This is a genomic window from Nocardia violaceofusca NBRC 14427, from assembly GCF_963869435.1.
Taxonomy (GTDB): Bacteria; Actinomycetota; Actinomycetes; order Mycobacteriales; family Mycobacteriaceae; genus Nocardia; species Nocardia aobensis.
This window is the reverse complement of the sequence record NZ_CAWMPM010000020.1, coordinates 1-22,917: the sequence shown is the minus strand read 5'-3', so window position 1 is coordinate 22,917 and position 22,917 is coordinate 1. Positions and strand designations below refer to the sequence as shown.

20 protein-coding genes are annotated in these 22,917 nt (G+C 69.0%); 6 read left to right on the top strand and 14 right to left on the bottom strand.

Annotated features, from left to right (window positions below; all coding sequences use genetic code 11):
• Positions 1-5: 5 nt before the first annotated feature.
• Positions 6-1,256, bottom strand: a complete 1,251-nt coding sequence (locus AC5592_RS16485; RefSeq protein WP_051024512.1) for a serine hydrolase domain-containing protein — start codon at positions 1,254-1,256, stop codon at positions 6-8.
• A gap of 220 nt (positions 1,257-1,476) precedes the next feature.
• Here AC5592_RS16485 and AC5592_RS16480 point away from each other — a divergent pair, with 220 nt between their 5' ends.
• Positions 1,477-2,919 carry an alpha/beta hydrolase family protein gene (locus AC5592_RS16480; protein WP_232329389.1) on the top strand — a complete coding sequence of 481 codons (1,443 nt, stop codon included), beginning with the start codon at positions 1,477-1,479 and terminating at the stop codon, positions 2,917-2,919.
• Positions 2,920-2,935: 16 nt separating this feature from the next.
• Here the strand turns inward: AC5592_RS16480 and AC5592_RS16475 are convergent, their stop codons facing one another.
• Positions 2,936-3,739 carry a tachylectin-related carbohydrate-binding protein gene (locus tag AC5592_RS16475; RefSeq protein ID WP_063064739.1) on the bottom strand — a complete coding sequence of 268 codons (804 nt, stop codon included), beginning with the start codon at positions 3,737-3,739 and terminating at the stop codon, positions 2,936-2,938.
• 227 nt (positions 3,740-3,966) lie between these two features.
• On the opposite strand from AC5592_RS16475, the gene AC5592_RS16470 reads away from it, so the two are divergent.
• Positions 3,967-4,584, top strand: a complete 618-nt coding sequence (locus tag AC5592_RS16470; RefSeq protein ID WP_063064738.1) for a class I SAM-dependent methyltransferase — start codon at positions 3,967-3,969, stop codon at positions 4,582-4,584.
• A gap of 56 nt (positions 4,585-4,640) precedes the next feature.
• Here the strand turns inward: AC5592_RS16470 and AC5592_RS16465 are convergent, their stop codons facing one another.
• From AC5592_RS16465 to lspA, 8 genes are all read right to left on the bottom strand, one after another.
• Positions 4,641-5,054, bottom strand: coding sequence for a VOC family protein (locus tag AC5592_RS16465; protein WP_063064737.1), 414 nt, complete (start codon positions 5,052-5,054; stop codon positions 4,641-4,643).
• Positions 5,055-5,133: 79 nt separating this feature from the next.
• Positions 5,134-6,063 carry an EamA family transporter RarD gene (gene rarD / locus AC5592_RS16460; protein WP_063064761.1) on the bottom strand — a complete coding sequence of 310 codons (930 nt, stop codon included), beginning with the start codon at positions 6,061-6,063 and terminating at the stop codon, positions 5,134-5,136.
• 96 nt (positions 6,064-6,159) lie between these two features.
• A complete protein-coding gene (locus AC5592_RS16455; protein WP_063064736.1) occupies positions 6,160-6,999 on the bottom strand; it encodes a PhzF family phenazine biosynthesis protein in 840 nt (279 codons plus the stop codon).
• A gap of 93 nt (positions 7,000-7,092) precedes the next feature.
• On the bottom strand, positions 7,093-9,540 hold the full coding sequence (locus AC5592_RS16450) for a cation-translocating P-type ATPase (protein ID WP_063064735.1): 2,448 nt from the start codon (positions 9,538-9,540) through the stop codon (positions 7,093-7,095).
• A gap of 98 nt (positions 9,541-9,638) precedes the next feature.
• Positions 9,639-10,550, bottom strand: a complete 912-nt coding sequence (locus AC5592_RS16445; protein ID WP_063064760.1) for an ADP-ribosylglycohydrolase family protein — start codon at positions 10,548-10,550, stop codon at positions 9,639-9,641.
• Positions 10,551-10,615: 65 nt separating this feature from the next.
• On the bottom strand, positions 10,616-11,284 hold the full coding sequence (locus tag AC5592_RS16440) for a hypothetical protein (protein ID WP_063064734.1): 669 nt from the start codon (positions 11,282-11,284) through the stop codon (positions 10,616-10,618).
• A gap of 3 nt (positions 11,285-11,287) precedes the next feature.
• Complete coding sequence (locus AC5592_RS16435) at positions 11,288-12,214, bottom strand: RluA family pseudouridine synthase (protein WP_036500401.1); 927 nt, start codon at positions 12,212-12,214, stop codon at positions 11,288-11,290.
• Entirely contained in the window at positions 12,211-12,744 is a 534-nt protein-coding gene (gene lspA, locus AC5592_RS16430; protein WP_063920335.1) for a signal peptidase II, read from the bottom strand. The genes AC5592_RS16435 and lspA overlap by 4 nt, the downstream gene beginning before the upstream one ends.
• Positions 12,745-13,099: 355 nt before the next feature.
• On the opposite strand from lspA, the gene AC5592_RS16425 reads away from it, so the two are divergent.
• Positions 13,100-14,095, top strand: coding sequence for a hypothetical protein (locus AC5592_RS16425; RefSeq protein WP_232329388.1), 996 nt, complete (start codon positions 13,100-13,102; stop codon positions 14,093-14,095).
• The gene (locus AC5592_RS16420; RefSeq protein WP_063920333.1) at positions 14,083-14,790 is read left to right on the top strand and encodes a sensor domain-containing protein; all 708 of its coding nucleotides are present in this window, start codon (positions 14,083-14,085) and stop codon (positions 14,788-14,790) included. The genes AC5592_RS16425 and AC5592_RS16420 overlap by 13 nt, the downstream gene beginning before the upstream one ends.
• A 47-nt stretch (positions 14,791-14,837) precedes the next feature.
• Here the strand turns inward: AC5592_RS16420 and AC5592_RS16415 are convergent, their stop codons facing one another.
• The 3 genes from AC5592_RS16415 to AC5592_RS16405 form a co-directional block, all read right to left on the bottom strand.
• Complete coding sequence (locus AC5592_RS16415) at positions 14,838-18,107, bottom strand: arabinosyltransferase domain-containing protein (protein ID WP_157121948.1); 3,270 nt, start codon at positions 18,105-18,107, stop codon at positions 14,838-14,840.
• 197 nt (positions 18,108-18,304) lie between these two features.
• Positions 18,305-18,802 (bottom strand): WKL family lipoprotein, encoded by a 498-nt coding sequence (locus AC5592_RS16410; RefSeq protein WP_104363133.1) that lies wholly within the window; start codon positions 18,800-18,802, stop codon positions 18,305-18,307.
• A 112-nt stretch (positions 18,803-18,914) separates the two neighbouring features.
• Positions 18,915-20,243 (bottom strand): DNA polymerase IV, encoded by a 1,329-nt coding sequence (locus AC5592_RS16405; RefSeq protein WP_232329394.1) that lies wholly within the window; start codon positions 20,241-20,243, stop codon positions 18,915-18,917.
• Between the two features lie 236 nt (positions 20,244-20,479).
• Here AC5592_RS16405 and AC5592_RS16400 point away from each other — a divergent pair, with 236 nt between their 5' ends.
• On the top strand, positions 20,480-21,358 hold the full coding sequence (locus AC5592_RS16400) for a UTP--glucose-1-phosphate uridylyltransferase (protein WP_036500395.1): 879 nt from the start codon (positions 20,480-20,482) through the stop codon (positions 21,356-21,358).
• 81 nt (positions 21,359-21,439) lie between these two features.
• Here the strand turns inward: AC5592_RS16400 and AC5592_RS16395 are convergent, their stop codons facing one another.
• A complete protein-coding gene (locus AC5592_RS16395; RefSeq protein WP_063064730.1) occupies positions 21,440-21,886 on the bottom strand; it encodes a MarR family winged helix-turn-helix transcriptional regulator in 447 nt (148 codons plus the stop codon).
• A 55-nt stretch (positions 21,887-21,941) separates the two neighbouring features.
• Here AC5592_RS16395 and AC5592_RS16390 point away from each other — a divergent pair.
• Positions 21,942-22,917, top strand: a 976-nt coding sequence (locus AC5592_RS16390) for an ABC transporter permease (protein WP_198163859.1), incomplete at its 3' end; no start/stop codon positions are given.

The following is a 22,917-nucleotide window of genomic DNA, read 5'->3' as shown; positions in this document are numbered from 1 at the left end:
CCCGATCAGGCCGCGCGGCGCTGCGACGAACGACGGCCGTCGAGCATGGCCCGTGCACCACGCATCACCAGCGGCAGCACCCAGGCGGCGGCCAGCTGATCCCACACGAACGACTGGGGCGTGAACCGGTTGTGCACGAAGCCGACGGACAGTCCCAGCCGCGGTTCGGCCCAACCGAAGCACCCGGCCAGGCCGATATGGCCGAATCCGGAGGAGGCACCCGGGATCGGGAACGTGTGATAGCCCAGATGCCACATCATCGGGAAGTAGAACAGGGCGTGATCGAGCCGGCGGGTCTGCACCCGCCGGATCTGGCGCATGGTCTGCGCCGACAGGTACCGGCGACCGGCGATCATGCCGTCGTTCGCGAGCGCGCTGTAGACCGAAGCCAGTGCACCCGCGGTGAAAACTCCGTTCCCAGCAGGCATTTCGGTCGCGAGAATAGACGGCTCGTCACCGTCGAAGAGGGCGTGCAGGCCCGGCAGGAACAGTGCGCGGGTGGCGGCGCCGGGCGGGCCGGGAAAGCGTCCGGCCTGCCCGAGCAGCAGGGCGCCCAATGCCGTGCCCGCCACGGCCAGCCGGGAACCGGCGAGCGCGGCGACCGTGGTGGCCGAGTCCGGCGCCGGGCGGCCCAGATGCAGGCCGTCGATGCCCAGCGGCTCGGAGACTTCGGTGCGGAACAACTCGCGCATACTCGTGCCGGTGACCGAACGGGCGAGTCCCGCCAGTAGCCATCCGTAGGTGAGTGCGTGATAGGCCGGAACGCCCAGCAGCCGATCCGGCGCCGCGGCGGCCAGCCGGTGTTCCATAAGTTCGTGATCGAGCACCTCGTCGAGCCCGCCGGCTACACTCGGCAGCGACGACAAGCCGGAGCGGTGAGTGAGCAACTGCGCCACGGTGATTCGCGACTTTCCTGCCGCGCCGAATTCCGGCCAGTACTCGGCCACCGGCGCGTCGTAGTCGATCAGGCCGCGGTCGGCCAAACGATGGATCACGGTGGAGGCGATGCCCTTGGTCGCGGAGAACGCGACGCTGCCCGTCTCGCGGGTCCACGGGGTGGCGAGATCGGAGTAGCCGGTCCACACATCGACCACCGGCTCACCGTGCCGAAGCACGGTCAGACCGCCTCCGGCTCCGGCACGGCCCCCGACAATGCGTGCGAAATTACGCACCAAGGGCTCGAACTCGACCGCGGCCGAGCCACGCACACCTGCGGGCAGAGCCGCGGAACCTGCGGGTAAAGCGTCGTTGCTCACGAACCCTACGGTACGGGCGTACCGTTGTGCGGGCAACGGCGTTGTCCGCACGGTGACACCCCCGAGACCGGTTCGACGCGGACCGCACGCGGCGCGGGTCCGACCTGTGACCTCCCCGGCCGCTTCGACATCCCATGTCGTGACCTGGCGAAACAGCCCTGCGCCCGCAACGGTGTGTCATGGTTGAGACATGCGATCGTCGCGGTCTGAGAGTTCCGATTTGCCGGGATCCCGCAGCCGGGCGGGGACACCGCCGACATCGCGGCGGCATCGGGACCTGATCGCGGTGGTCGCCACGCTGCTCGCCGTGGCCCTCGTGGCGGCCTGTTCGAGCTCCGACAAGGTGACCGCGACGCCGCGCCCCGCACCGGTGACCGGCGACTGGAACGGAGTGCTGCCGCTGCCGAATCAGCAGCTGCCGATCGGGGTGACCTTCACCGAAGACGGTGGGAGCGTGACGGTTCCGGCCCAGGGCATCTTCGATCTGCCCCTCGAACAGGTCGATATCGCGCCGGATGCGATCGCTTTCACGATCCCCGGACTGCCGGGCGATCCACACTTCGACGGCCGCTACGACCGGCGCACCGATGTCGTCACCGGCACCTTCACCCAGTCCGGTCACGATCTGGCGCTCACCCTGCACCGTGGGAAAGTGCCGGCCCCGCCGCGCCCGCAGGAGCCGCGGCCGCCGTGGCCGTATCTCTCCGAGGACGTCGGCTACCGCAGCAGCGACGGCACCACCATCGCCGGAACGCTCACCCGGCCACGAGGGCCGGGACCGTATCCGGCGGTCGTCCTGGTATCCGGCAGCGGACCTCAGGATCGCAACGAGGAGATCGCCGGGCACAAACCGTTCCTGCTGCTCGCCGATACGCTCACGCGCGCCGGATACGCCGTCCTGCGCACCGACGATCGAGGCGTGGGCGGCACCGGCGGACAGCTCGACACCTGCAGCTACACCGACCTCACCGACGACATCATGGCCGGGCTGGGCTATCTGCGCAGCCGTCCCGATATCGACGGCAACCACATCGGCCTGCTCGGCCACAGCGAGGGCGGCTATCTCGCACCGCTGGCCGCCACCCGCCCCGACAGCCGGCTCGCCTTCGTGATCATGATGGCCGGGCCCGCGGTGTCCGGCTCGGAGGTGCTGCTCGCACAGAACCAGCTGCTGCTGCGCAGCGAGCACGCCGACGCCGACGCCATCCGCAAACAGGTCGGCTACATCACCACGCTGACCACGTTGATCCGCACCGGTGACGACGAGCAGGTCCGCCGCTTCGCCACCGAGCACAACGACTCACTACCGCCGGAGCAGCGACAGTCACAATCGGCGCTCGATCAGCTGACCACGCCGTACTTCCGAGCGCTGGTCGACTACGACCCGGCACCGGCCCTGCAGGCGCTGCGCATTCCGGTGCTGGCCTTCTACGGAACCAAGGATATGCAGGTTCCCGCCGCCCAGAGCGCCCCGGCCGCCCGGGCGAACCTGGCGGGCAACCCGAATGCCGACGTTCATGTCTTCGACGGACTCAACCATCTGATGCAGCCGGCCGACACCGGCAGCCCGAAGGAATACCCGACCATCGAAACGACGATCGCGCCCGAGGTGCTGAACTACATCACCACCTGGCTCGGCACATACGTCACACCGGTGCCGTAGCGATCCGGGCGGCGCCTCAGACGAGGTGGAGATACGTGTCGCCGCTGAACACCGTGCGGTAGATGTCCCAGCCACCGCTGATCTTCTTCCCGCCTTCACCGTCCTGCCACGTGGCGGTGCCGTCCCGCCAGCCGGCGTGGCGATACCACTGCAGATCACCGTTGGGCTTGATGCCGTAGATCGCGCCGTCGTAGCCCGCGAACACCGTGTCGTAGATGTCCCAGCCACCACTGATCTTTATCCCGCCCGCACCGGCGGTCCACCTGGCGGTACCGTCCACCCAGCCGTCATGCCGATACCAGTGCAGATCACCGTTCGGCTTGATGCCGTAGATCACGCCGAGGTAGCTGCCGAACACCGTGTCGTAGATGTCCCAGCCACCACTGACCCGGTTACCGCCGGCACCGGCGGTCCACCTGGCGGTACCGTCCTCCCAGCCGTCGTGGCGGTACCACTGCAGATCACCGTTCGGCGCGAGGCCGTAGATCACGCCGCGGCCGATGCTGAATACCGTGCGATAGATGTCCCAGCCGCCGCTGATTCTGTTGCCGCCCGCACCGGCGGTCCAATAGGCGCCGCCGTCCTGCCACCCGTCATGGCGATACCACTGCAGATCACCGTCCGGTTTGACGGCGTAGATCACGCCGCTGTCGCGGCCGCTGAATACCGTGGGGTAGATGTCCCAGCCGCCACTGATCTTCTTTCCGCCCTCACCTGCCGTCCAATAGGCGCCGCCGCTCTGGACGCCGTCGTGGCGATACCATTGCAGATCGCCATCCGGCTTGATTCCGTACAACGCAGTGCCGACAACCGTGGTCATTTCCGTTCCTACCTTTCTCTGTCACGAGTGAGACTGCTGTCGTCATGTCGACGACGTCGCGGCTGCCCGGCCAACCTTCGGCGATGATTTCAGGACGCCGGGCCGCGAACACCCGTAGTCGACTACTCGTTTTCGGGACATAGCCGACAAATTGCGGCCGTCGGCATACGTCACCCCCGGTGCCCCGGCGGGTAGCGGCGCGCAGAGCGACTTGACACAGTGAGGGGGTGGGAATCTACAGCGAGCGGGTGCTGCCGCGGTTGATCGATCGGGTGTGCGGAGTGGCGGCCAACGAGCGGTTGCGCCGCCGGGTGTGCGCCGGGTTGCGCGGCCGGGTGGTGGAGATCGGTTTCGGCTCGGGACGCAACGTGCCGTTCTATCCCGCCGGGGTGAGTAGCGTCAGCGCCGTGGAACCCGCGGATCTGGGGTGGCGGCTGGCGGCGAAACGGGTCGCGGACGCGCCGGTGCCGGTGGAGCGGGCCGGGCTGGATGGTCAGGCATTGCCGTTCGCGGACAACAGTTTCGACTGCGCGCTGTCGACGTGGACGCTGTGCACCATTCCGGATGTCGCCGTCGCGCTGCGAGAGGTGCGACGAGTTCTGGTGCCCGGCGCCACTTTTCATTTCGTCGAGCACGGTCTGGCGCCGGATGCGAACGTGCGCAGCTGGCAGCATCGGCTGGATCCGATCCAGCAGGTGATCGCGGGTGGCTGCCACCTGAACCGCGACATTCGCGGATTACTGGACGAGGCCGGCTTCGAGATCACCGAGCTGGATCGGTTCTACGATTCTCCGGCGCCGAAGACGTTCGCCGCACTGTCGCTGGGTGTCGCCGTCTCGCCCTGACAATTCGATTTCGGAAAAAGCCGGCGGCCGAAGCGAATTCGGCCGCCGGTCACGCACTACCGGTGTTCGCCGGTCGCCGCGGGCCAACCGCCGTACGGTACGGTCAGCAATTCCATATAGTGACCGCTGGGGTCGAGGAAATAGATTCCGCGACCGCCGTCGTTGTGGTTGATCTCGCCTTCCCGGCTCTGCTGCGGATCGGCCCAGAACGGCAGCCCGCGATCCCGGATCTTCGCGTAGGCCGCGTCGAATTCGGGTTCGGAGACCAGCAGGGCGTAATGCTGCGGCTGAATCTCGGTGATATGCGGCGGTACTCGGGCGAAGTCGAAGGTGACGCCGTTGTGCACGGTGACCGGAATGAACGGGCCCCACGGCGTTCCCACACTCAACCCCAGAATATCGGCCCAGAATTGCGCCGATTCCCGATTGTCACGACAGCCGACAATGGTGTGGTTGAACTGGATGGACAGGATTTCTCCTCTGATAGTGACGATCCCGACCCCGGACCGGTACTCGTCGGCCTACGGGAGCATCGCCACGAATCCGACATTAACCCAGCAGGTCCCGCCGTGCCAAGCGCCGGGATCGCCGCAGCGCGTCCCCGGTGAAGACCGCCAGAGCCGTCCAGATCAGCCCGAATCCGATCCAGCGCGAGGCCGGCATCGGTTCGTGGCCCACCAGCACGCCCCACGCCAATTGCAGTGCGGGAGTGAGATATTGCAAAATCCCCATGGTCGACAGCGGCACCCGCGACGCCGCGAAGGCGAACAGCAACAGCGGGATCAGCGTCACCGGTCCGGTGGCGACCATCAGGGCGGTGTGGCCGGCACCGTGCCCGAATTCGGCGTCCCCGCGCACGCCCAGCGCGATCACGACCGCCAGCGCGAACGGCGCGGACACCACGCCCTCGGCGGCGACGCTGCGCATCGGGTCGAGCCGGATCACCTTCTTCACCAGACCGTAGGTGGCGAACGAACAGGCCAGGACGAGCGCGATGACCGGCGGCTTGCCGTAGTCGACGGTCAGCACCACCACCGCGGCCCCGCCGAGCCCGAGCGCGACCCACTGCGGCCACACCAGCCGCTCCCGGAACAACACCACGCCGAACAGGACGGTGACCAGCGGGTTGATGAAATAGCCGAGCGCGCATTCCACCACGTGCCCCGAGGTCACGCCGTAGACGTAGGTGCCCCAGTTGATCGAGATCGCCGCCGCGGCGACCGCCGCCAAGCGCCACGTGCGGCCGTCGATCGCCCCCAGTTCGCGCAACCGCCCGGCCGCGAGCAGCAACGCCAGCACCACGACCAGGGTCCACAGAATCCGCTGCGCCAGGATCTCCACCGGCCCCGCGAAGTCGAGCAATCCGAAGAAGGCGGGAAACATTCCCCAGATCAGATACGCCCCGGCGCCGACCGCCACCCCGCCGCCGGTGAGTGACCGCCCGAACCGCCGCCGCGCCGAGCCGCCCGCGCCGGACAACTCCTCCGTACCGCTCACCGATCCACGCACCCGCACGTGCGGCACGCTACTTCCGTCCGGCAACATCTGTCGAGCGGGTTTCGGACGGCGCTCTGGTCAGTGCGGAAGGGACAGGGTCTGCTCGTGCGGCAGCCGGACCACGCCGTCGAGGTAGCGGTGGCAGCGGCCGGTCAGCAACACCCGGGAACCACTCACCGTGCACCGCAAGCGGCCGGTGCGCGCGGACAACTGGCGGGCCGATAATTCGCTGCGGCCGAGATCGCGGGCCCACAGCGGTGCCAGCTGGGCATGCGCCGAGCCGGTGACCGGGTCCTCGTCGACGCCGACGCCGGGGGCGAAGAAGCGGGAGACGAAATCGCAGCGCTCGCCGGGCGCGGTGAGGATCACACCGCGCCGCAGCGCCGGGAAAGCGGAGAAACGGGGGCGAGCCCGTCGCACTTCGGCTTCGGTGGCGACCACGACCACCTCGTCCTGGCCGGTCAGCACCCGCACCGGCCGCACCCCGAGCGCCGCGATCAGATCCGGATCCGGGACGGTGTCCACCGATTCCACCAGCGGCAGGTCGAGCTCGAGCTCCGCGCCGTCGCGTTCGACGCCGAGCCAGCCGCTGCGGGTGAAGAAGTGCAGCCGGTCGGCGGTGGGATGCATATCGTCGAAGATCTGCGCCGCGGTGGCGAGGGTGGCGTGCCCGCACAGGTCGACCTCGGTGGCCGGAGTGAACCAGCGCAGCCAGAACGCCGGGCCGTCACCGGGCGGCAAACCGGCCTCCACCGGCAGCGCCGAGGTGTAGAAGGCCGTCTCGGACAGCCGGTTCTCCTCGGCCAGCCGCTGCAGCAGCTCGTCGGGCAACCAGCCCAGCAGCGGCATCACCGCCGCCGGATTACCCGTGAAGGGCGCATCCGCGAACGCATCGATCTGATGCAGCAGGACCTCCATACTGCCGAAGGTACCCGCGTTGCGAATCGATGCGTGGCACAAGGACGTTCACGGCGCGCCATACCATGCGACCAGTTGACGCGCCGTCGAGGCTCAGTCCTTGTGCCCCAGGGGCTTACGGCCCGGTGAATCCGGGAACAGGTGCCGCTGTTCGCCGGTCACCATCGCGGTGATCCACCACGCCACCTCCACCAGCACGATGCCGACGGCGCCGCAGGCGAATGCCACCCCGGTCAGCTCCGCGTTCGACGGGTCGAGTTTGAAGAAGTGGCGGGTGAACGGCACCGTGAACAGGATCAGATAGCCCGCGACCGAACCGGCGATGAGCAGGATCTTCCACCAGTTCCACGGCCGCGCCACGATCGCCAGCACCCACACCGCGATCACCAGCAGCGTGATCAGCGCCGTCGTGCCGATCTGCACCTCGCGTGCCTCGGTCGGCAGGCTCTGGTCCGCGCTCCAATAGGCGATCAGGTAGGCGATGAAGGTCATCACCCCGATCACCGTGCCGGAGGGGATCGCCAGCCGCAGCACCCGCGGCACGAAACCCGTTCGCGCCCTTTCGTTGTTGGGGGCCAGCGAGAGGATGAAGGCCGGGATGCCGATGGTGAACCAGGCGGCGATGGTGACGTGACGCGGCAAGAACGGATACGACAGCGGGGCGTAGTCGAAAATCTGCGATCCGATGCCGGCCACGCCGACCAGGAAGGCCAGCAGGACCGAGTACACGGTCTTGGTGAGGAACAGATTCGAGACGCGCTCGATATTGCCGATCACCCGCCGGCCCTCCCCCACCACGTACGGCAGGGTGGCGAAACGGTTGTCCAGCAACACGATCTGCGCGACCGCGCGGGTGGCCGGACTGCCCGACCCCATCGCGACACCGATATCGGCGTCCTTGAGCGCCAGCACGTCGTTGACGCCGTCGCCGGTCATCGCGACGGTGTGCCCGCGCGACTGCAACGCTCCCACCATGGCCCGCTTCTGATCCGGGCGGACGCGGCCGAAGGTGGTTTCGCGGTCCAGCACATCGGCCAATTCGCCCTGGGCGGTGGGCAATCGGCGCGCGTCGACGGCATGGTCACCGCCGGGCAGGCCGAGCGAGGACGCCACCGCACCCACCGACACCGCGTTGTCGCCGGAGATCACCTTGATCGAGACGTCCTGGCCGGCAAAGTAATCCAGTGTTTCGCGCGCATCTGGGCGCACCTTCTGTTCCAGCACCACCAGCGCCTGCGGCGTCACCGTGCCCGGCGCGTCCGGATCGTCGACCGGCCGATCCGAGGAGGCCAGCAGCAGCACCCGCAGACCCTGCGCGCCGATGTCCTGCGCGGTGGCGGCGATGCCGGAATCGGGATCGAGCAGCACGTCCGGTGCGCCGAGCAGCCAGTTGCCGTGCTCGCCGTAGGAGAGACCGCTCCACTTCTTGGCCGAGCTGAACGGCGCGACCGCGGTGGACGACCAGCCCGGATCCTCGGTCATGGCCTCGGCGATGGCGAGCACGCTGGCGTTGGGACGCGGATCGTCGTGGGCGAGCGCGGCCAGCACCGAGCGCAACCGCTGTTCGGGAACATCGCCGACCACCCGCAGCTCCGACAGCCGCATCCCGTTCTCGGTGAGGGTGCCGGTCTTGTCCGCGCACACCACGTCGACCCGGGCCAGGCCCTCGATCGCCGGCAACTCCTGGACCAGGCACTTGCGCTGCCCCAGCCGCACGACGCCGACCGCGAACGCGATCGAGGTCATCAGTACCAGGCCCTCCGGCACCATCGGGACGAGCGCGGCGACCATACCGTTGAGCGCGTGCCGCCAGCTCTGGTGGCTGGAGAACAGCTGGTTGTAGATGGTGACCAACCCCGCCGGAATCAGCAGGTAGGTGATCACCTTGAGGATGGTGTCGATACCGCTGCGCAGTTCCGAGTCGACCAGGGTGAATTTCGACGCCTCGTCGGCCAGTTGCGCGGCATAGGCGTCCTTGCCGACCTTGGTGGCCCGGTAGGCGCCCGATCCGGCGACCACGTAACTACCCGACATCACCTTCGCGCCGACCGTTTTGTCGATCGGATCGGCCTCACCGGTGAGCAGGGATTCGTCGACCTCGAGCAGTTCGCATTCGACGACCTCGCCGTCGACCACGATCTGGTCGCCGGGACCCAGTTCGATCAGATCGTCGAGCACCACGTCCTTCGGGCCGACCTCGGTGGCGGCGCCGTCGCGGCGCACGACCGGCTTGGCCTGGCCGACGATGGCGAGTTTGTCCAGGGTCTGCTTGGCGCGCAGCTCCTGCACGATGCCGACCACGCTGTTGGCCACGATCAGCAGGCCGAACATGCCGTCGATGATCGATCCGGTGGCCAGGACCAGCACGAACAGGACGCCGAGGATGGCGTTGATCCGGGTGAACACATTGGCCCGGACGATGTCGGCAACCGATCGGCTCGCACGATCCGGCACGTCGTTGGTCTGCCCGTCACGAACACGCTGTGCGACCTCGGCCGCGGTCAGACCCGGTGCGCGCGCTTGCTGCTCGGTGATCGACATGTCCGACAGCCTAGAGCGTTTCCGGCGAATCGGACGGCATCCGGTCCGGGGCCCGAGACGGGCAACCATCCGGCATCCGGCCGGGTGCGGTGCGCGGTTCAGCGATCGACGATGCGGCGGGTGAGCGCGACCAGATCGTCACCGCGCAGCCGCGGATATCCGTGCAGCAGCGCGACCCACTGCGGTGGGATCGCCGAGGCGCCCCAGCGGGCGCCCAGTAATCCGCCCGCGATGGCGGCGGTGGTATCGGTATCGCCGCCCGCGCGCACGGCCGCTTCCAGCGCGGCCGGTAGGGATTCGGTATGGGTGATCGCCCACCACGCCGTCTGCAGCGCGTGCACCACCCAGCCGTTCTTCGGAAAGTCCGCGGGAGTGCCGGATTCGGCCTCGTCCAGCAGCGCGGCCCAGAAATCGGCGTCCACGAAGGCCAGGCCGCCGCGCACGCCGTCGTAGTCGCCGTAGAGCACGGCATGCCGGATCGCCCACGTCCACAACACGCATGCCTCGCCGGCCCGCACGTCGCTGTGGGTGAGTTCGCTCACCGCCCGGGCGGCGCGGGCGCAGTTGTCCGGATCGTCGAGATAACACAGGGCCACCGGCGCGGTGCGCATCAGCGACCCGTTGCCGCCGGTGAGACCGTCGAGTTCGACGGAGCGGCGGCGCATATCGGCCGCGTCCGAGCTGCGCCACTGCAGCACCTGACTGGTCTGATAGCCGACGTCCTTGGGGCGGCTGTCCCACCAGCGCACGAACTGGCGGGCGACGGCGTCCAAACCCGCCGGGTGGTGCAGCGCACCGTGTTCGGCGGCCGCCAGCGCGACACCGACCGCCATCGCGGTGTCGTCGGTCCACTCCCCCGGCTCCCACCGCAGTGAGCCACCGCCGCGCATCTCGATCACCGAATCCGCTGCCGGATGGGTGAATTCGTAACCGGCGCCCAGTGCGTCACCGGCGGCGGTCCCCAGCAGCACCCCCTGCGCCCTGTCTCGCAGCCCCGCGTCTCGATCCACCGGCACATCCTCTCCCCTCGCCTGCCTCGATTATGCCGGGTGGCACCGACAGGGCCGGTCCGGATTCAGTGGTCGGGGATCGGGCCGTCGTCGGGTCCCGGCGCCACGACGTCGACGTGTCCGGGCAGGAGCGGCAAGACCGCGAACGCACCCGCGGAGGCATCCGGTGGCAGCGCCTGCACACTGCGAATCCCGCTGCGGGAGGCCAACCCTCGCAACTGGGCGAGGGTGCCGCGGACCACCAGATTCACTGCGCAGGCGCAGCCGGAGTGCAGGCGCGCGGCCAGCACCGCCGCGAGGCGCCGGGTGCGGTCGTCGTCGGCTTGCACGTGATCCATCGCGCCCGCGGCCGCAGACTGCGCCGCACGCAGCGCGGCGGTCCCGGCCGGAACCGGCACCGCGATCACCGGGGTGTACACGCGGTCGATCGGAACGTGGTAGAGCACCTGCGAAATACGCAGTCCCGCACCGATGTCGACGACGGCGTCGGTGGTCAGCCCGGTGCTCGCGGTCGCCAGGGCCCAGCGGGGCGCGGTATCCGCGCCGGACAGCGACTCGTGCGCGCGCTCGAGATAGCCGGCGACGCGTTCGCCGGAGTCCGGCCCGAGCCGGTCGGTGCCGAGGATCGACGCGCGCGGCGGCCGCGCCCAGCCCAACGCGACGATGGCGATCAGCAGCACCACCACGACCACGAAACCGGCTGCGGCGCGCCACTTCTCGTTCACCGCACGCATCCGTCACACCGTGCGCAGCACATCCAGGGCATGCTCCAGATCGTCGGGGTAGTCGCTGGTGATCTCGATCCAGCGGCCGTCGGCGGGATGGGCGAAGCCGAGACTGCGCGCGTGCAACCACTGCCGCTGCAGACCCAGCCGCTCGGCCAGCCGCGGATCGGCGCCGTAGGTGAGATCACCGCAGCAGGGGTGGCGGATCGCGGAGAAATGCACGCGGATCTGATGGGTGCGCCCGGTTTCCAGATGGATGTCGAGCAGGCTCGCGGCCTGGAACGCCTCGACGGTGTCGTAATGGGTGACACTGGGCCGGCCGTCGGCGGTGACCGCGAATTTCCAGTCGTTACCGCGGGCCCGCCCGATCGGGGCGTCGATGGTTCCGCTGGACGGATCCGGATGTCCCTGCACCAGCGCGTGATACCGCTTGTCGACCGTGCGTTGTTTGAAGGCCCGCTTCAGCACCGTGTAGGCGTGCTCGGACTGCGCCACGACCATGACCCCGGAGGTGCCGACGTCGAGCCGGTGCACGATGCCCTGGCGTTCGTGCGCGCCGGAGGTGGAGATGCGGTAGCCCATCGCGGCCAGCCCGCCCACCACGGTGGGACCCGACCAGCCGACTCCGGTGTGCGCGGCGACGCCGACCGGTTTGTCGACCGCGACGATGTCGTCGTCGGCGTAGAGGATCTTCATCCCCTCGACCGGGGTGGCCTCGACGGTGAGTTCTCGTTTCGGTTCGGGGAACTCCACTTCCAGCCAGGCTCCGGCCACGAGCCGATCGGACTTCCCGGCCGCGGTGCCGTCGATCTGCACCGAACCGTCCTCGGCCAATGCGGCGACCGCGGTCCGCGACAGGCCCAGCAGCCGCGAGAGTCCGGCGTCGACCCGCATGCCGTCCAGGCCGTCGGGGATCGGCATGGCTCGTGTCTCTCTCATTCGCCCGCCTTCCCGTCATCGTCGTGGCCGGCGCGGGTGCCGTCGGGTTCGAAACCGAACACCGTCAGCACCACCAGCAGAATCGCGCCGCACACGATCGAGGAATCGGCGACGTTGAACACCGGCCACCATTTGGTGACGGCGATGAAGTCGATCACATGCCCCTGCAGCGGGCCGGGCGAACGGAACAGCCGGTCCACCAGATTGCCCAGCGCACCACCGAGAACCAGGCCGAGACCGATCGCCCAGTTCAGCGAGCGCAGGGTGCGGCCGATACGGATCACCCCGATCACGACGGCGACCGCGATCAGGGTCAGCAGCCAGGTCATGCCCGTGGCCATCGAGAACGCCGCGCCGGAATTGCGGATCAGGGTCAGCCGCACCACGTCGCCGATGATCGAAATCGGTTCGCCGGGCGTCATCTTCGCCACCACCAGGGCCTTGGTGCCCAGATCCACGGCCAGCACGACGGCCGCGATCAGCAGCAGCCACGGCAGGCGGCGCGGGAACGCCGCCGGGGCGCCGGACATCCGCGCGGCCGCCGAATCCGCACCGGTTCCAGCGGCGCTCGCGGTCTCGTCCCCGCCGCTGCGGTCCGACGCGGGCCCCTCCTGAGCTGCCGAGTCCGAGCCGCCCGCTGCCGGAGCGGAACCCGCGCCGTGGTCGCGCGCGCCGGATTCGTCGTCGCGATCGGCGCCCCGATCCGCCGCGGACGCGCGCGGGGGTTCGTCGGGATCGTCGAGGTGCTGCTCACGCGGCCGGTCCGTATTCACAGCTAGCCATCATTCCTTATCACGTCACCACCGGTTCGCGGTGCCGTCACCCGGCACGTGGCCGGGCCGGAGTCAAAGCTGTTTTTCAGGAACCGGTCGTACCCTGATCGGCGTGACGGTGTTGTCTTCCCACTCCTGCGCCTCGGTAACCGGTCTGCGCCCCGCGGGTGCGTCCGGCCGGGGCCCGAATCCGCGTGCGGCGCGCTCGGGAGTGCTGTTGATGGTACTGGCGGTGACCCTGTCCGCGCTCGGCGTCGGTTGCAGCGACGGGACCGAGGCCACCAGCGACGCCGAGGTGGAGCCGTCGGGTTTCGGCAAGGAGGTCACCCTGCCGATCTCCGCCGCGGTCGCCACCCTGGTCACTCCGGGCGAGGAACCGCACGCTCCGCTGCGCCCGGCCGTCCGGCCCGGCACGTCCCAGCAGGTGACCCTGCGCACCGACCACCATGTCGAACAACAGATCAACGATCAGGCGGTGCGGGACTTCTCGCCGCCGTCGGTGACGATTCCGCTGACCGCGGACGCGAAGGCCGACGGCGTGGACCTCGTCCTCGGCACGGCCACGTCACCGGACCCGGCCCTGGATCAGCAACTGCTGGCGGCCGACGGATCCCACGCCGGCATCGAGTTCACCGATCTCGGCGCCGTCACCGCGCTGCGGATGGCACCCGCCCCGTCGACGCCCGACACCGCCCGCGCCGCCATCGAACAGGCCTTCTACCAGGCGGTGTACGAGGCGATCGCCTTCCCCGCCGACGCGGTCGGCGAGGGGGCGGTGTGGACGGTCCATCAACGCGTCTCGGGTGTGGTTCCGCTGGACCAGATGACGACCGCGACGCTCACCAAGCGCGACGGCAATCTGCTGACCATCGCCCTCGACATCACGCAGACGCCCAAGTCGGCCACCTGGCAGTTGCCCAACGACTCCGGTGACCTCGACATCATCGACTACCTGATGCACGGCGCGGGCACCATCACCGTGGATCTCGGCCTGCCGCTTCCGGTGTCGGGCGCGATCACCATCGGCGGCAATCAGTGCTACCGCGATCCGCACACCGATGTGCTGCTGCGCCAGGACGTCCGGACGCAGGTGCGATGGGGCGAGTGAATCGCGCCGCGGTCGTCCTCGCGGGCGTCGTCGTCGGGGTGAGCGCGTGCGGACATCACGACGATTCGCTGCCGGCGCTGCCCGCGACGGCGACCGTGCCGCCCATCACCGCCCCGGCCGTCACCGATTCCGATGCGCTGCGGGCGCGGTTGCTCACCCCGGCCGACCTTCCCCCTGGTTTCACCCAGCTTGAGGACACCGCACCGGGTAACGGGCAGACACCGCCGGACCGCTCCCGCACCGATCCGGCCGAATGCGCGAAAGTGCTCGCGCCCGTGGGTGATCTGTACAGCGGGCCGTCCGCCCGCGGCGCGGTGCACTACTCGTCGCCCAATTTCGCCAGTATCGATATCGATATCGCCAGCTATGCCGACGGCAATGCGGCGCAGGCGTTCGCGGCGGCACAGAAGCTGCTGCGCGACTGCCGCGGCTATTCCGGCACCGACGCCGACGGCACCTCCGTCGACTACCGGCTGGGCGGGCTCGATCAGCCGAAGGCAGGTTCGGTGTCGACCTCGTTCCAGATCCGCACCACCAGCGGCGGTATGTCGCTGTATTCCGCGGCCACGATCGCCGTCGTCGGCAGCAGTGTGGTGCAGATCGCGGAAACCTCACCGGCGCAAGTGGATCCGGCCTCGCTGCAGGACCTCACGGCCAAACAGGTCCGGCGACTGGAACGCGCCGCCGGACCCTAGCGTCCTCAGCCCCGGGCGGTGTCGATTCAGCCCCGGGCGGTGTCGATTCAGCCCCAGGCGGTGTTGATGTGGCCCGGATTCCACATGCCGCCGTGGGTCTCCCGGGTCACCGTGGGCACCGCGGCGGTCGCGGAGGTGTCGCGCGGGGTCAGCCGCTGTAGCTCACCCCAGTCCCGGCGCCAGTCGTCCTTCAGATAGGTGGCCAGGGTCTGCGAGCTCAGCAACTGCTGGCTCCAGCCCAGCGGGCCGCCGCCGTCGTGGCTCTCCCACAGTGTGGTGTCGTGTGCGGCGGTGCGATCGGGCAGGATGCGCCAGTTGGGAACCTGCGCGATCCCGTCGCGGTGGTCGTAGGGCCGCTGGCACGGGAACTGCAGTCCCACCGCCCAGTCCAGCAGTACCGGACTGTGCGAGCCCACCATGTCCTGCAGGGTCGTGGTGCGCGGGACGCGTGGCGGTGTCAGCGCCAGCCACTGGTTGGGATCGCGGCTGCTGTCCTGGGCGACGATGCGGATCACATCGGCCTGCGGCGGGATCTGACCGAACGGCACCCGCAGGTTGCGCCACGACGGCGTCGGCCCGATATCGACGGGGATCACCGAGCCCAGCGGATGCGCCGCGGCCGGTGAATCGCTGGTGCCGTATTCGATCTCGACCCGCTGGCCGGGGGTGACCACACCGTCCTTGTCGATCGAGCGGATGCGCCCGGCCGCGGTGATCGCCACGATCCCGGTGCGCTCGGCGGCCGGGGGCAGCCGGTACCAGCCGGTGGTGAGTTCGGCCGGATCCTGCTGGCCGGCGGTGCCCAGTTCCGGGGTGGTGGCCGAGTCCAGGCCGTACGGCAGTGGCGCACCGGCGGTCTGGGTGCCGGCCTCGCCCTGGTTCTTCCCGCTGTCGAAGGCGCTGGAGATACTGCTGCTGTTGGTCGGCTCCCCCTCCGGGGTCAGATCGCCGACCCCGTTGGGCACGAATCCGGTGGCGCCGGCGGTGAACGTCGTCTGCGGATCACCCGTCAGCGGCGCCAGCATCGAGGCGTTGGGATCGGTTTCGACGAGTACGTCGTTGGCCAGTCCGCACGGTTCACCCAGTACCGCATCCACATTGGAGCGGGCCAGCGAGAACGCCGGATACTGGGCGACCGCGCCCTTGGCGAACGAGGCCATCTCGAACACCACCAGCAGCGCCGCGGCCACGGTCAGCGGCGGAATCTTCGCCCACCGCCACGCCGGGCGCGAAATCCGGTGCGGCGTACCGGGTTCCGGTGCGCGCACATGCCACCATCCGGCCAGCGCCAGCAGCACCACGGCCACGGCGAGGAAGAGCTTGCTCAGCCCGAAGCCGTGGATCGAGGGCGGCTTGTCCCACCACGGAATGCCGTAGCTGGACACGTACCACCATTCGTTGACGCTGGTGAAGATCTGCGCCATCACCAAGGCGACCACGGCGCCGAACAACGCCCGGTTGCGCGGTGAGCGCATCACCCGCGGGCCGACCGCGACCGCGGTCAGCACCGCCACCGCACCCGCGAGTCCGGCGTACACGCCGTTGTGGTGGGTGAATTTGGTGGGCGTGGTGGCCATGAGCAGCATCGACGCGAAGGTGATGCCGAGCAGCCGCCGCGCCGGCCCGCCCGCGGTGAACGGGATGCGCCCGCCCTTGCGCAGCAGGACGAACACGCAGACCAGCAGGCCCAGCCACATCGCCACCATGCCGAAGCGGCGCCCGATCGAACCGTCGGCGGTCGGCATGAACAGCCACTGATAGTTCAGGTAGTCGTTGTACCAGGGGTCGGACGGGCCGACCGCGGTGTGCACGCGGCGCATCTCGAACATCGCCGAGAGCGGCTGCACCGAGAACGCGAAGGCCAGCACCAAGGCTCCGGCCGCCGCCAGCGGCGCGAGCAGGGAACCGTAGCCGTACAGCACGGCCCAGCGGGAGCGATGTTCCCCTGTCTGCGGATCGGCGGCCAGCTCGCGCGCCCGGGCGCTGCCGAAGCGGAACACCGATCGCATACCGGCCAGCAGCGGCGCCACACAGATCACGCCCGAGGGCGCCGCGGTGAAACTGAACGCCGCCACCAGGATCGCGATCGCGTACGGCAGCAGGCGCCGGGTCGCGATGGCGCGTTCGACGAAACACCAGGTGAGCAGCACACAGACCGCGATCACGGGTTCCGGTCGCAGACCGTTGTTGTAGGGCAGCCAGACCGCCAGGAAGATCAGCGCGCCGGTCCACACCGCCACCCGGTCGTGACGCACCGCCACACCGAGCCGCGGAATCACCTCCCGGCTCAGCGCCAGCCAGGTCACCACACCGGCCAACAGCGTCGGAATCCGCATCCACGGACTCGCGGTACTGATCTCGGTCATATGCGCGATGATGTCGTACGGCGGTGTGCCGACCGGGTTTTCGGGCACGCCGAAGAACCGGAAGTAGTTCGCCATATATCCCGACACCAGCGACGCGCGCGCCATGCCGAACTGATAGCCGTCGTCGGAGGTGGTCGAGCCGATGAAATGCCAGATCACCAGTCCGCCCAGGACCACGGCGTCGACCGGGCCGAAGCTCCACCACCGCTGCGGCAGCCAACGCCGGATGCGGCGGCCGTCGAGCCGGTCCAGGCGGAACAGCGCGGCAAGCGCGATGAGGGTGAACGCCACCGCCAGCACGGTCGCGATCCGCTTGAGCACGGTGGGCACCACCGAGAATCGGCTGTCGACCTGGGCGGTGACGCTGGTTCCGGCGGCCCGGGACAGGTCGCTGTACACGCCCACCAGCTGCGGGCGCCAATCTCCCTGCAGTGTCACCGGTTTCACATCGGCGCCGGTGAAAGTGGCTGTGGTGTGCGAGATTTCGGAATGCACGGTGAAGGCGCAGTCGCCGCCGAGCCGGTCCACCGGCACACTGGCCAGGGACTGGTTGCGCAGCACCGCTTCGAACTGGCCGGGCTTACCGTCGGTTCCGGGCCGGACCCGCGCGACGAAACCGTATCGCTCCAGGTCCGGGGCGCCGGACGGCATGGTCGCGGTCAGTGTGGAGCCCTCCGCGGGCAGCTGTGCGAGCGCCGCGCACGGGACGGTGGCGTCGAAGGTCAGCGGTGCGTAGGAGACCAGCGGCGCGTCGATGCCGCGGGTCGAGCCCTGCTGCGGCCACGACAGGGTGGTGTGGTCGACCTGCACCGGCAACAGCGGTACCGCGATGGCGCAGAGGGCGCCCAGGAGTCCGGCGATCAGCGCGATCGGCTGGGCCCAGCGAGCGAGTCGTGACCGGTCGACCCGGTGTCCCTGTCCTGCCGCGGGCGTGTCGTCCGCCCTCACCATCGTGTCGGTCACGGAGGCAGATGCTAGCGCGGGGCCTCCGGAACGAACGAAGTCGTCCGACCTTTCTCAGTCTTTGTTTAGTTTCGTTGTGCGTCCGTCACGACCCAGCGCCTCGTCATCGTGCCTGGTCATCACGCTGGGAACGACTCGGGCCGGCGTTCCGCGCGGAACGCCGGCCCGGGCCGGTACGACGAGAACTACTCGCACGCGGGCGACTGCTGGCCCAGGTTCTTCAGGCCGGCGCAGGCCCAGCTCTTCTGCAGCTTCCAGCTGTTGTCCTGGGCGACGAACGGCACGTCGGCCTTGGTCGGCGCACCGCCGTTGACGGAGAAGTCCACCTTCGCGGTCAGCGTGTCGCCGCCGAGATACGCCACATCGGTGACGTTGATCTTGGCGTTGTTCTGCTGGTACGCGTCGGTCAGCTTCTGCATCATCTCGGGATCCTTGGCCAGGGCGTCCTGGCCGTCCTCGAGCCACTGGGCCTTCTGCGCGGCCGGCACGCCCGGGTCCAGCGCCTGCGCCAACTCCGAGTTCAGATCGGCGACCGTGGGCACCGGCGGCACGTTGGCGGCCGAGGTGGCGGCGGCCTTGGTCGTGGTGGACTTGTGGCTCGAGTGCTTGTCACCGCTGCCGCAGGCAGACATGCCGAGCGCAGCCACGACAGCCAGGGTGGCGACCGCGATGCGTCCAGTCATCTGAAGCTTCAATGCTCGTCCTTTGCGTTCGAGTTGGTCTGGTTCCGTTCACGTGACAGCTCCCACCCGACCGGCGGCAGTGCACGAGTGGCCTCACGCTACCCGCCAAATTTCAACGAAGACTAAGGAGCGGATCGGCCGGGGTGAGATCGTCATCGTCGGCAGCGAACGTATACGCCGGGCCCGGCCCTGTCGAGCGGGTCTCGAATCGGACGGTGACCCGCCCGTGCCCGCTGCCCTGTACCCAGCCGTGACCATACCGGGGATGGCCGACATCGCGTCCGGGATACCAGAACTCGGTGGTGTAGGAGCGGGTCGGCGGCGGCACGACCGGCTCATCCGCCGGCACCGGCCCGGCGATCGGTTCCTCGAAGACCGCGTCGCCCACCGCGCCGGTGTCGCGATCCAGCTCGGGGAACAGCGATTCCTGCCGCACCGCCGACAAACCACCGAATCCCACGCCCACCAACCGAATCGAGCCCAATTCGACGGGATCGATGGCCGAGCGCTGGGCCGCCGCGGTGAGCGTGGCCGGATCGGTGGTGGCGTAGGGCAGGGTGAGCGAGCGCGTCACGATGCTCATATCGCTCTTCTTCAATTTCAGGACCACCGTGCGGGCCGCGCGGCCGTCGCGCAGCAGCCGCCGGTGCGCGGCCTCGGCCATCGCCTCGATCGCCGGACGCAGCTGCGCCAGCGTGACGATGTCGGTCTCGTAAGTGGTTTCGGCGCTGATCTGTTTGGCCTCGGCTCGCTCGGCGACCGGTCGTTCGTCGATACCGCGGGCGAGCCGGTGCAACGCCGCGCCGGCACTGCCACCCAGCAGCGACGCCGCCTCCGGTTCGGGCAGGGCCGCGAACGCGCCGACGGTTTCGATGCCCACCGAACGCAGCCGGTGTTCGGCCACCGGCCCGATCCCCCACAGTTTGCGCACCGGCAGCCCGGCCAGCAGCGCCTGCTGTTCGGCCGGTGAAATCACCCGCACCCCATCGGGTTTCGCGAGTCCCGACGCGATCTTGGCCAATTGTTTGCCGGTGCCGGCGCCGACGGAGGCCACCAGCCCGGTTCGCTCCCGCACCGATTGCCGCAGCTGCTCGCAGAATTCGCGCACCTGCGCCGCGTTCGCCCCGGCGAGTTCGGCGGGCTCACCGAACGCCTCGTCGAACGACAGCGTCTCGAGCACCGGAATCCACGACCGCAGGGTTTCGAAGACCTGCCCGCTGACTTCGCCGTAGACCACCCCGCGCGGCGGGATCACCACCGCGGTGACGCCGACCAGCCGGCGCGCCTGATGCATGGGCATCGCCGACCGGGCGCCGAAGACCCGCGCCTCGTAGCTGGCGCCCGCGACCACGCCGCGGCCGCCCATCCCGCCGACGAGTACGGGCCGGCCGCGCAATGTCGGACGAGTCAACTGTTCGACCGAGGCGAAGAAGGCATCCATATCGATATGCAGCACCCAGCGCCGCGCCACCACCGTGTCGGCTCCGAAATTGCTGTCGGGTTCCTGTGCGTGCAGATGCACTGCCGACCCGCCCCCGGCACCCGCATCGACCCCGGCGGATGCCCGCTGACCAGGCACGAGACGGCCGGTAGCCGCGTCGGGGGCAGAGTGCATACCCGGAAATCTACGCGTGGGGACCGACATATCCGGCAGCGGAAGTGTGTGATGATCGGTTCATGACCATCCGCAAGGCAGTGATCCCAGCCGCCGGCATCGGCTCCCGCCTGCTGCCGCTGACCAAGGCCATCCCCAAGGAGATGCTGCCGGTCGGCGACAAACCGGTGATCGAGCACACCGTGCGGGAGCTGGTAGCTTCCGGCATCACCGATATCACGATCGTGGTGAGCGGCGGGAAGTCCCTGATCCAGGACCATTTCCGTCCCAATCCGGCATTGGTGGCGCAGCTGCGCGCCGACGGTAAGGCCGCCTATGCCGACGCCGTGGAAGAGGTCGGCGAACTCGGCCGGCTCGGCCACATCACCTATCTGGACCAGCACGGCCCCTACGGCAACGGCACGCCGGTGCTCAACGCCGCCCGCGCGCTGGGCGACGAGCCGATGCTGGTGCTGTGGCCCGACGACGTCTTCGTCGCCGAGGTGCCGCGTGCGCAGCAGCTCATCGACGCCTACAACAAGACCGGCTCGCCGGTGCTGGCGTTGATGCCGATGGATCCCGCCGACTCCCAGCGTTACGGCGTGCCGGTGGTCGAGGATTCCTACGAGCCCGGCCTCATGCGCATCAGCGGGCTGCGGGAGAAGCCGAAGCCGGAGGACGCGCCCTCGGCCTATGCCGCGATCGGCGGATACGTCGTCACCCCCGGCATCGTCGACGAGCTGCGCAAGCAGGTCGACCAGTGGTACACCCACCACACCGGCGAGGTGTATCTGACCGACGCCATCAACGTGTTCGCCGCCTCGAACCCGGTCTACGGACAGGTGATCCGCGGCCGCTGGTACGACACGGGCAATCCGGCGGACTATCTGGTCGCCCAGTTCGCCTCCGCGCTCAGCCACCCCCAGTACGGGCCGCTGCTGCGCGATCTGTGCAACGAGTGAGGCGCTGAGCGCCGCGACGATTGTCGCGGCGGAGATCCGCACCCGCCACCTCCGGGGACGGGCGTCGACGAACGGCGGCGTTCAGCCGCCGTCCGCCGCGTTGTAGCGCTCCAGATAGGCGGCGAGCCGGGCGACGTCATGGTCGTCCCAGTCGCGGAAGCGTTCGTTCACCGCGGCACTGCGCGCCCGCTCCGAGTCGGCCGCGACGCGCCGGCCCTCCGGCGTGGCGTGCAGGACGTGGTTGCGGCGGTTGGCCGGGTCGACCTCCTTGACGAGGTAGCCCTGCTTCTCCAGCGCCGCTACCTGTCTGCTCATCGTGGACTTGTCGAGCACGAAATACTCGGCCAGTTCGGCGGCGAGGCAGCCGTCGCGCGCGATCACCAGATCGAGAATGCTGTAGGCCACCAGCGGTAGTTCCGGATGTAGTTCGGCGGCACGCCCGCGGGCCCGACGGGCGAACGCGGTGAGCTCGCGCTGGATTGTCTGAATCGCCACACTGCGGGACGGGTATGGCTGCAACCCCTTCATGGTTGTATAGTACAACAAACGATAGTTGTATTTACCAACCTTTGGAGTGACGATCATGTCCCTGCACCAGCTTCGGCACATGGCCGGGCATCTGCTGACCCCGTTGCTGATGTGCCTGGGCATGGGCCTGGCCTACCTGGGCGCCTTCCACCAGCCCGAACCCCACCATGTGCAGGTCGCGATCGTCGGCGACAGCCCCCAGGTCAAGGTGATGGCACAGACGCTGAAGGACCGGGCCGGCGACGCGCTCGACGTCGTCACGATCGCCGACCGCGCCGACGCCGTGAACAGGTTGCGGCACCGCGATCTGGCCGGCGCCTTCGTCTCCGACGCGCAATCCCCCGAACTGCTTGTCGCCGAGGCGAATTCGGATACCACCGCCATGGCCGTCGAGACGGTGTTCGGCGCCGTGACCGCCCAGCAGAATCTGCCGCTGCGCACGACCGATATCGCGCCCACCGCCTCGGGCGATCCGACCGGACAGGGCCTGTTCTTCGTCCTCGTCGCGCTCAGCATCGGCGCCTACGGCAGCGTCGCCGCGATCAGTGTCGCCGGCGCGGGCACCCGCATGGCCGTGCGGGCGCTGACCGCGGTGGCCACCTCGTTCGTCGTGAGTGTGATCGGCATCGTGCTGGCCGGCCCGGTCTTCCACGTCGTCGACCACGACTACGCCTCGGTCTGGGCGATGGGCTGGTTGTACGCCGCGGGCATCCTCTTCATCGGTATCGGCCTGCACCCGTTCCTGAAGCGCTGGACCACGCTCGCGATGATGGTGCTGTTCGTGATGCTGAACTTCACCACCTCCGGTGGCATCTACCGACCCGAACTGCAGAACGGCTTCTTCGGTGCCCTGCACTCGTTCTGGAACGGCGCGGGCTTCGTCGAGGGCGCCCGCAGCCTGCTCTACTTCGACGGCAACGGCGGCCTCGGCGGCCGGATCGCGAGTCTGGCGCTGTGGTTCGCGGCCGGTGTGGTGCTGGTGGTCGTGGGTGGCGCCTGCGAACGCCGCCGCGCCGCCGCGCAGTCCACGG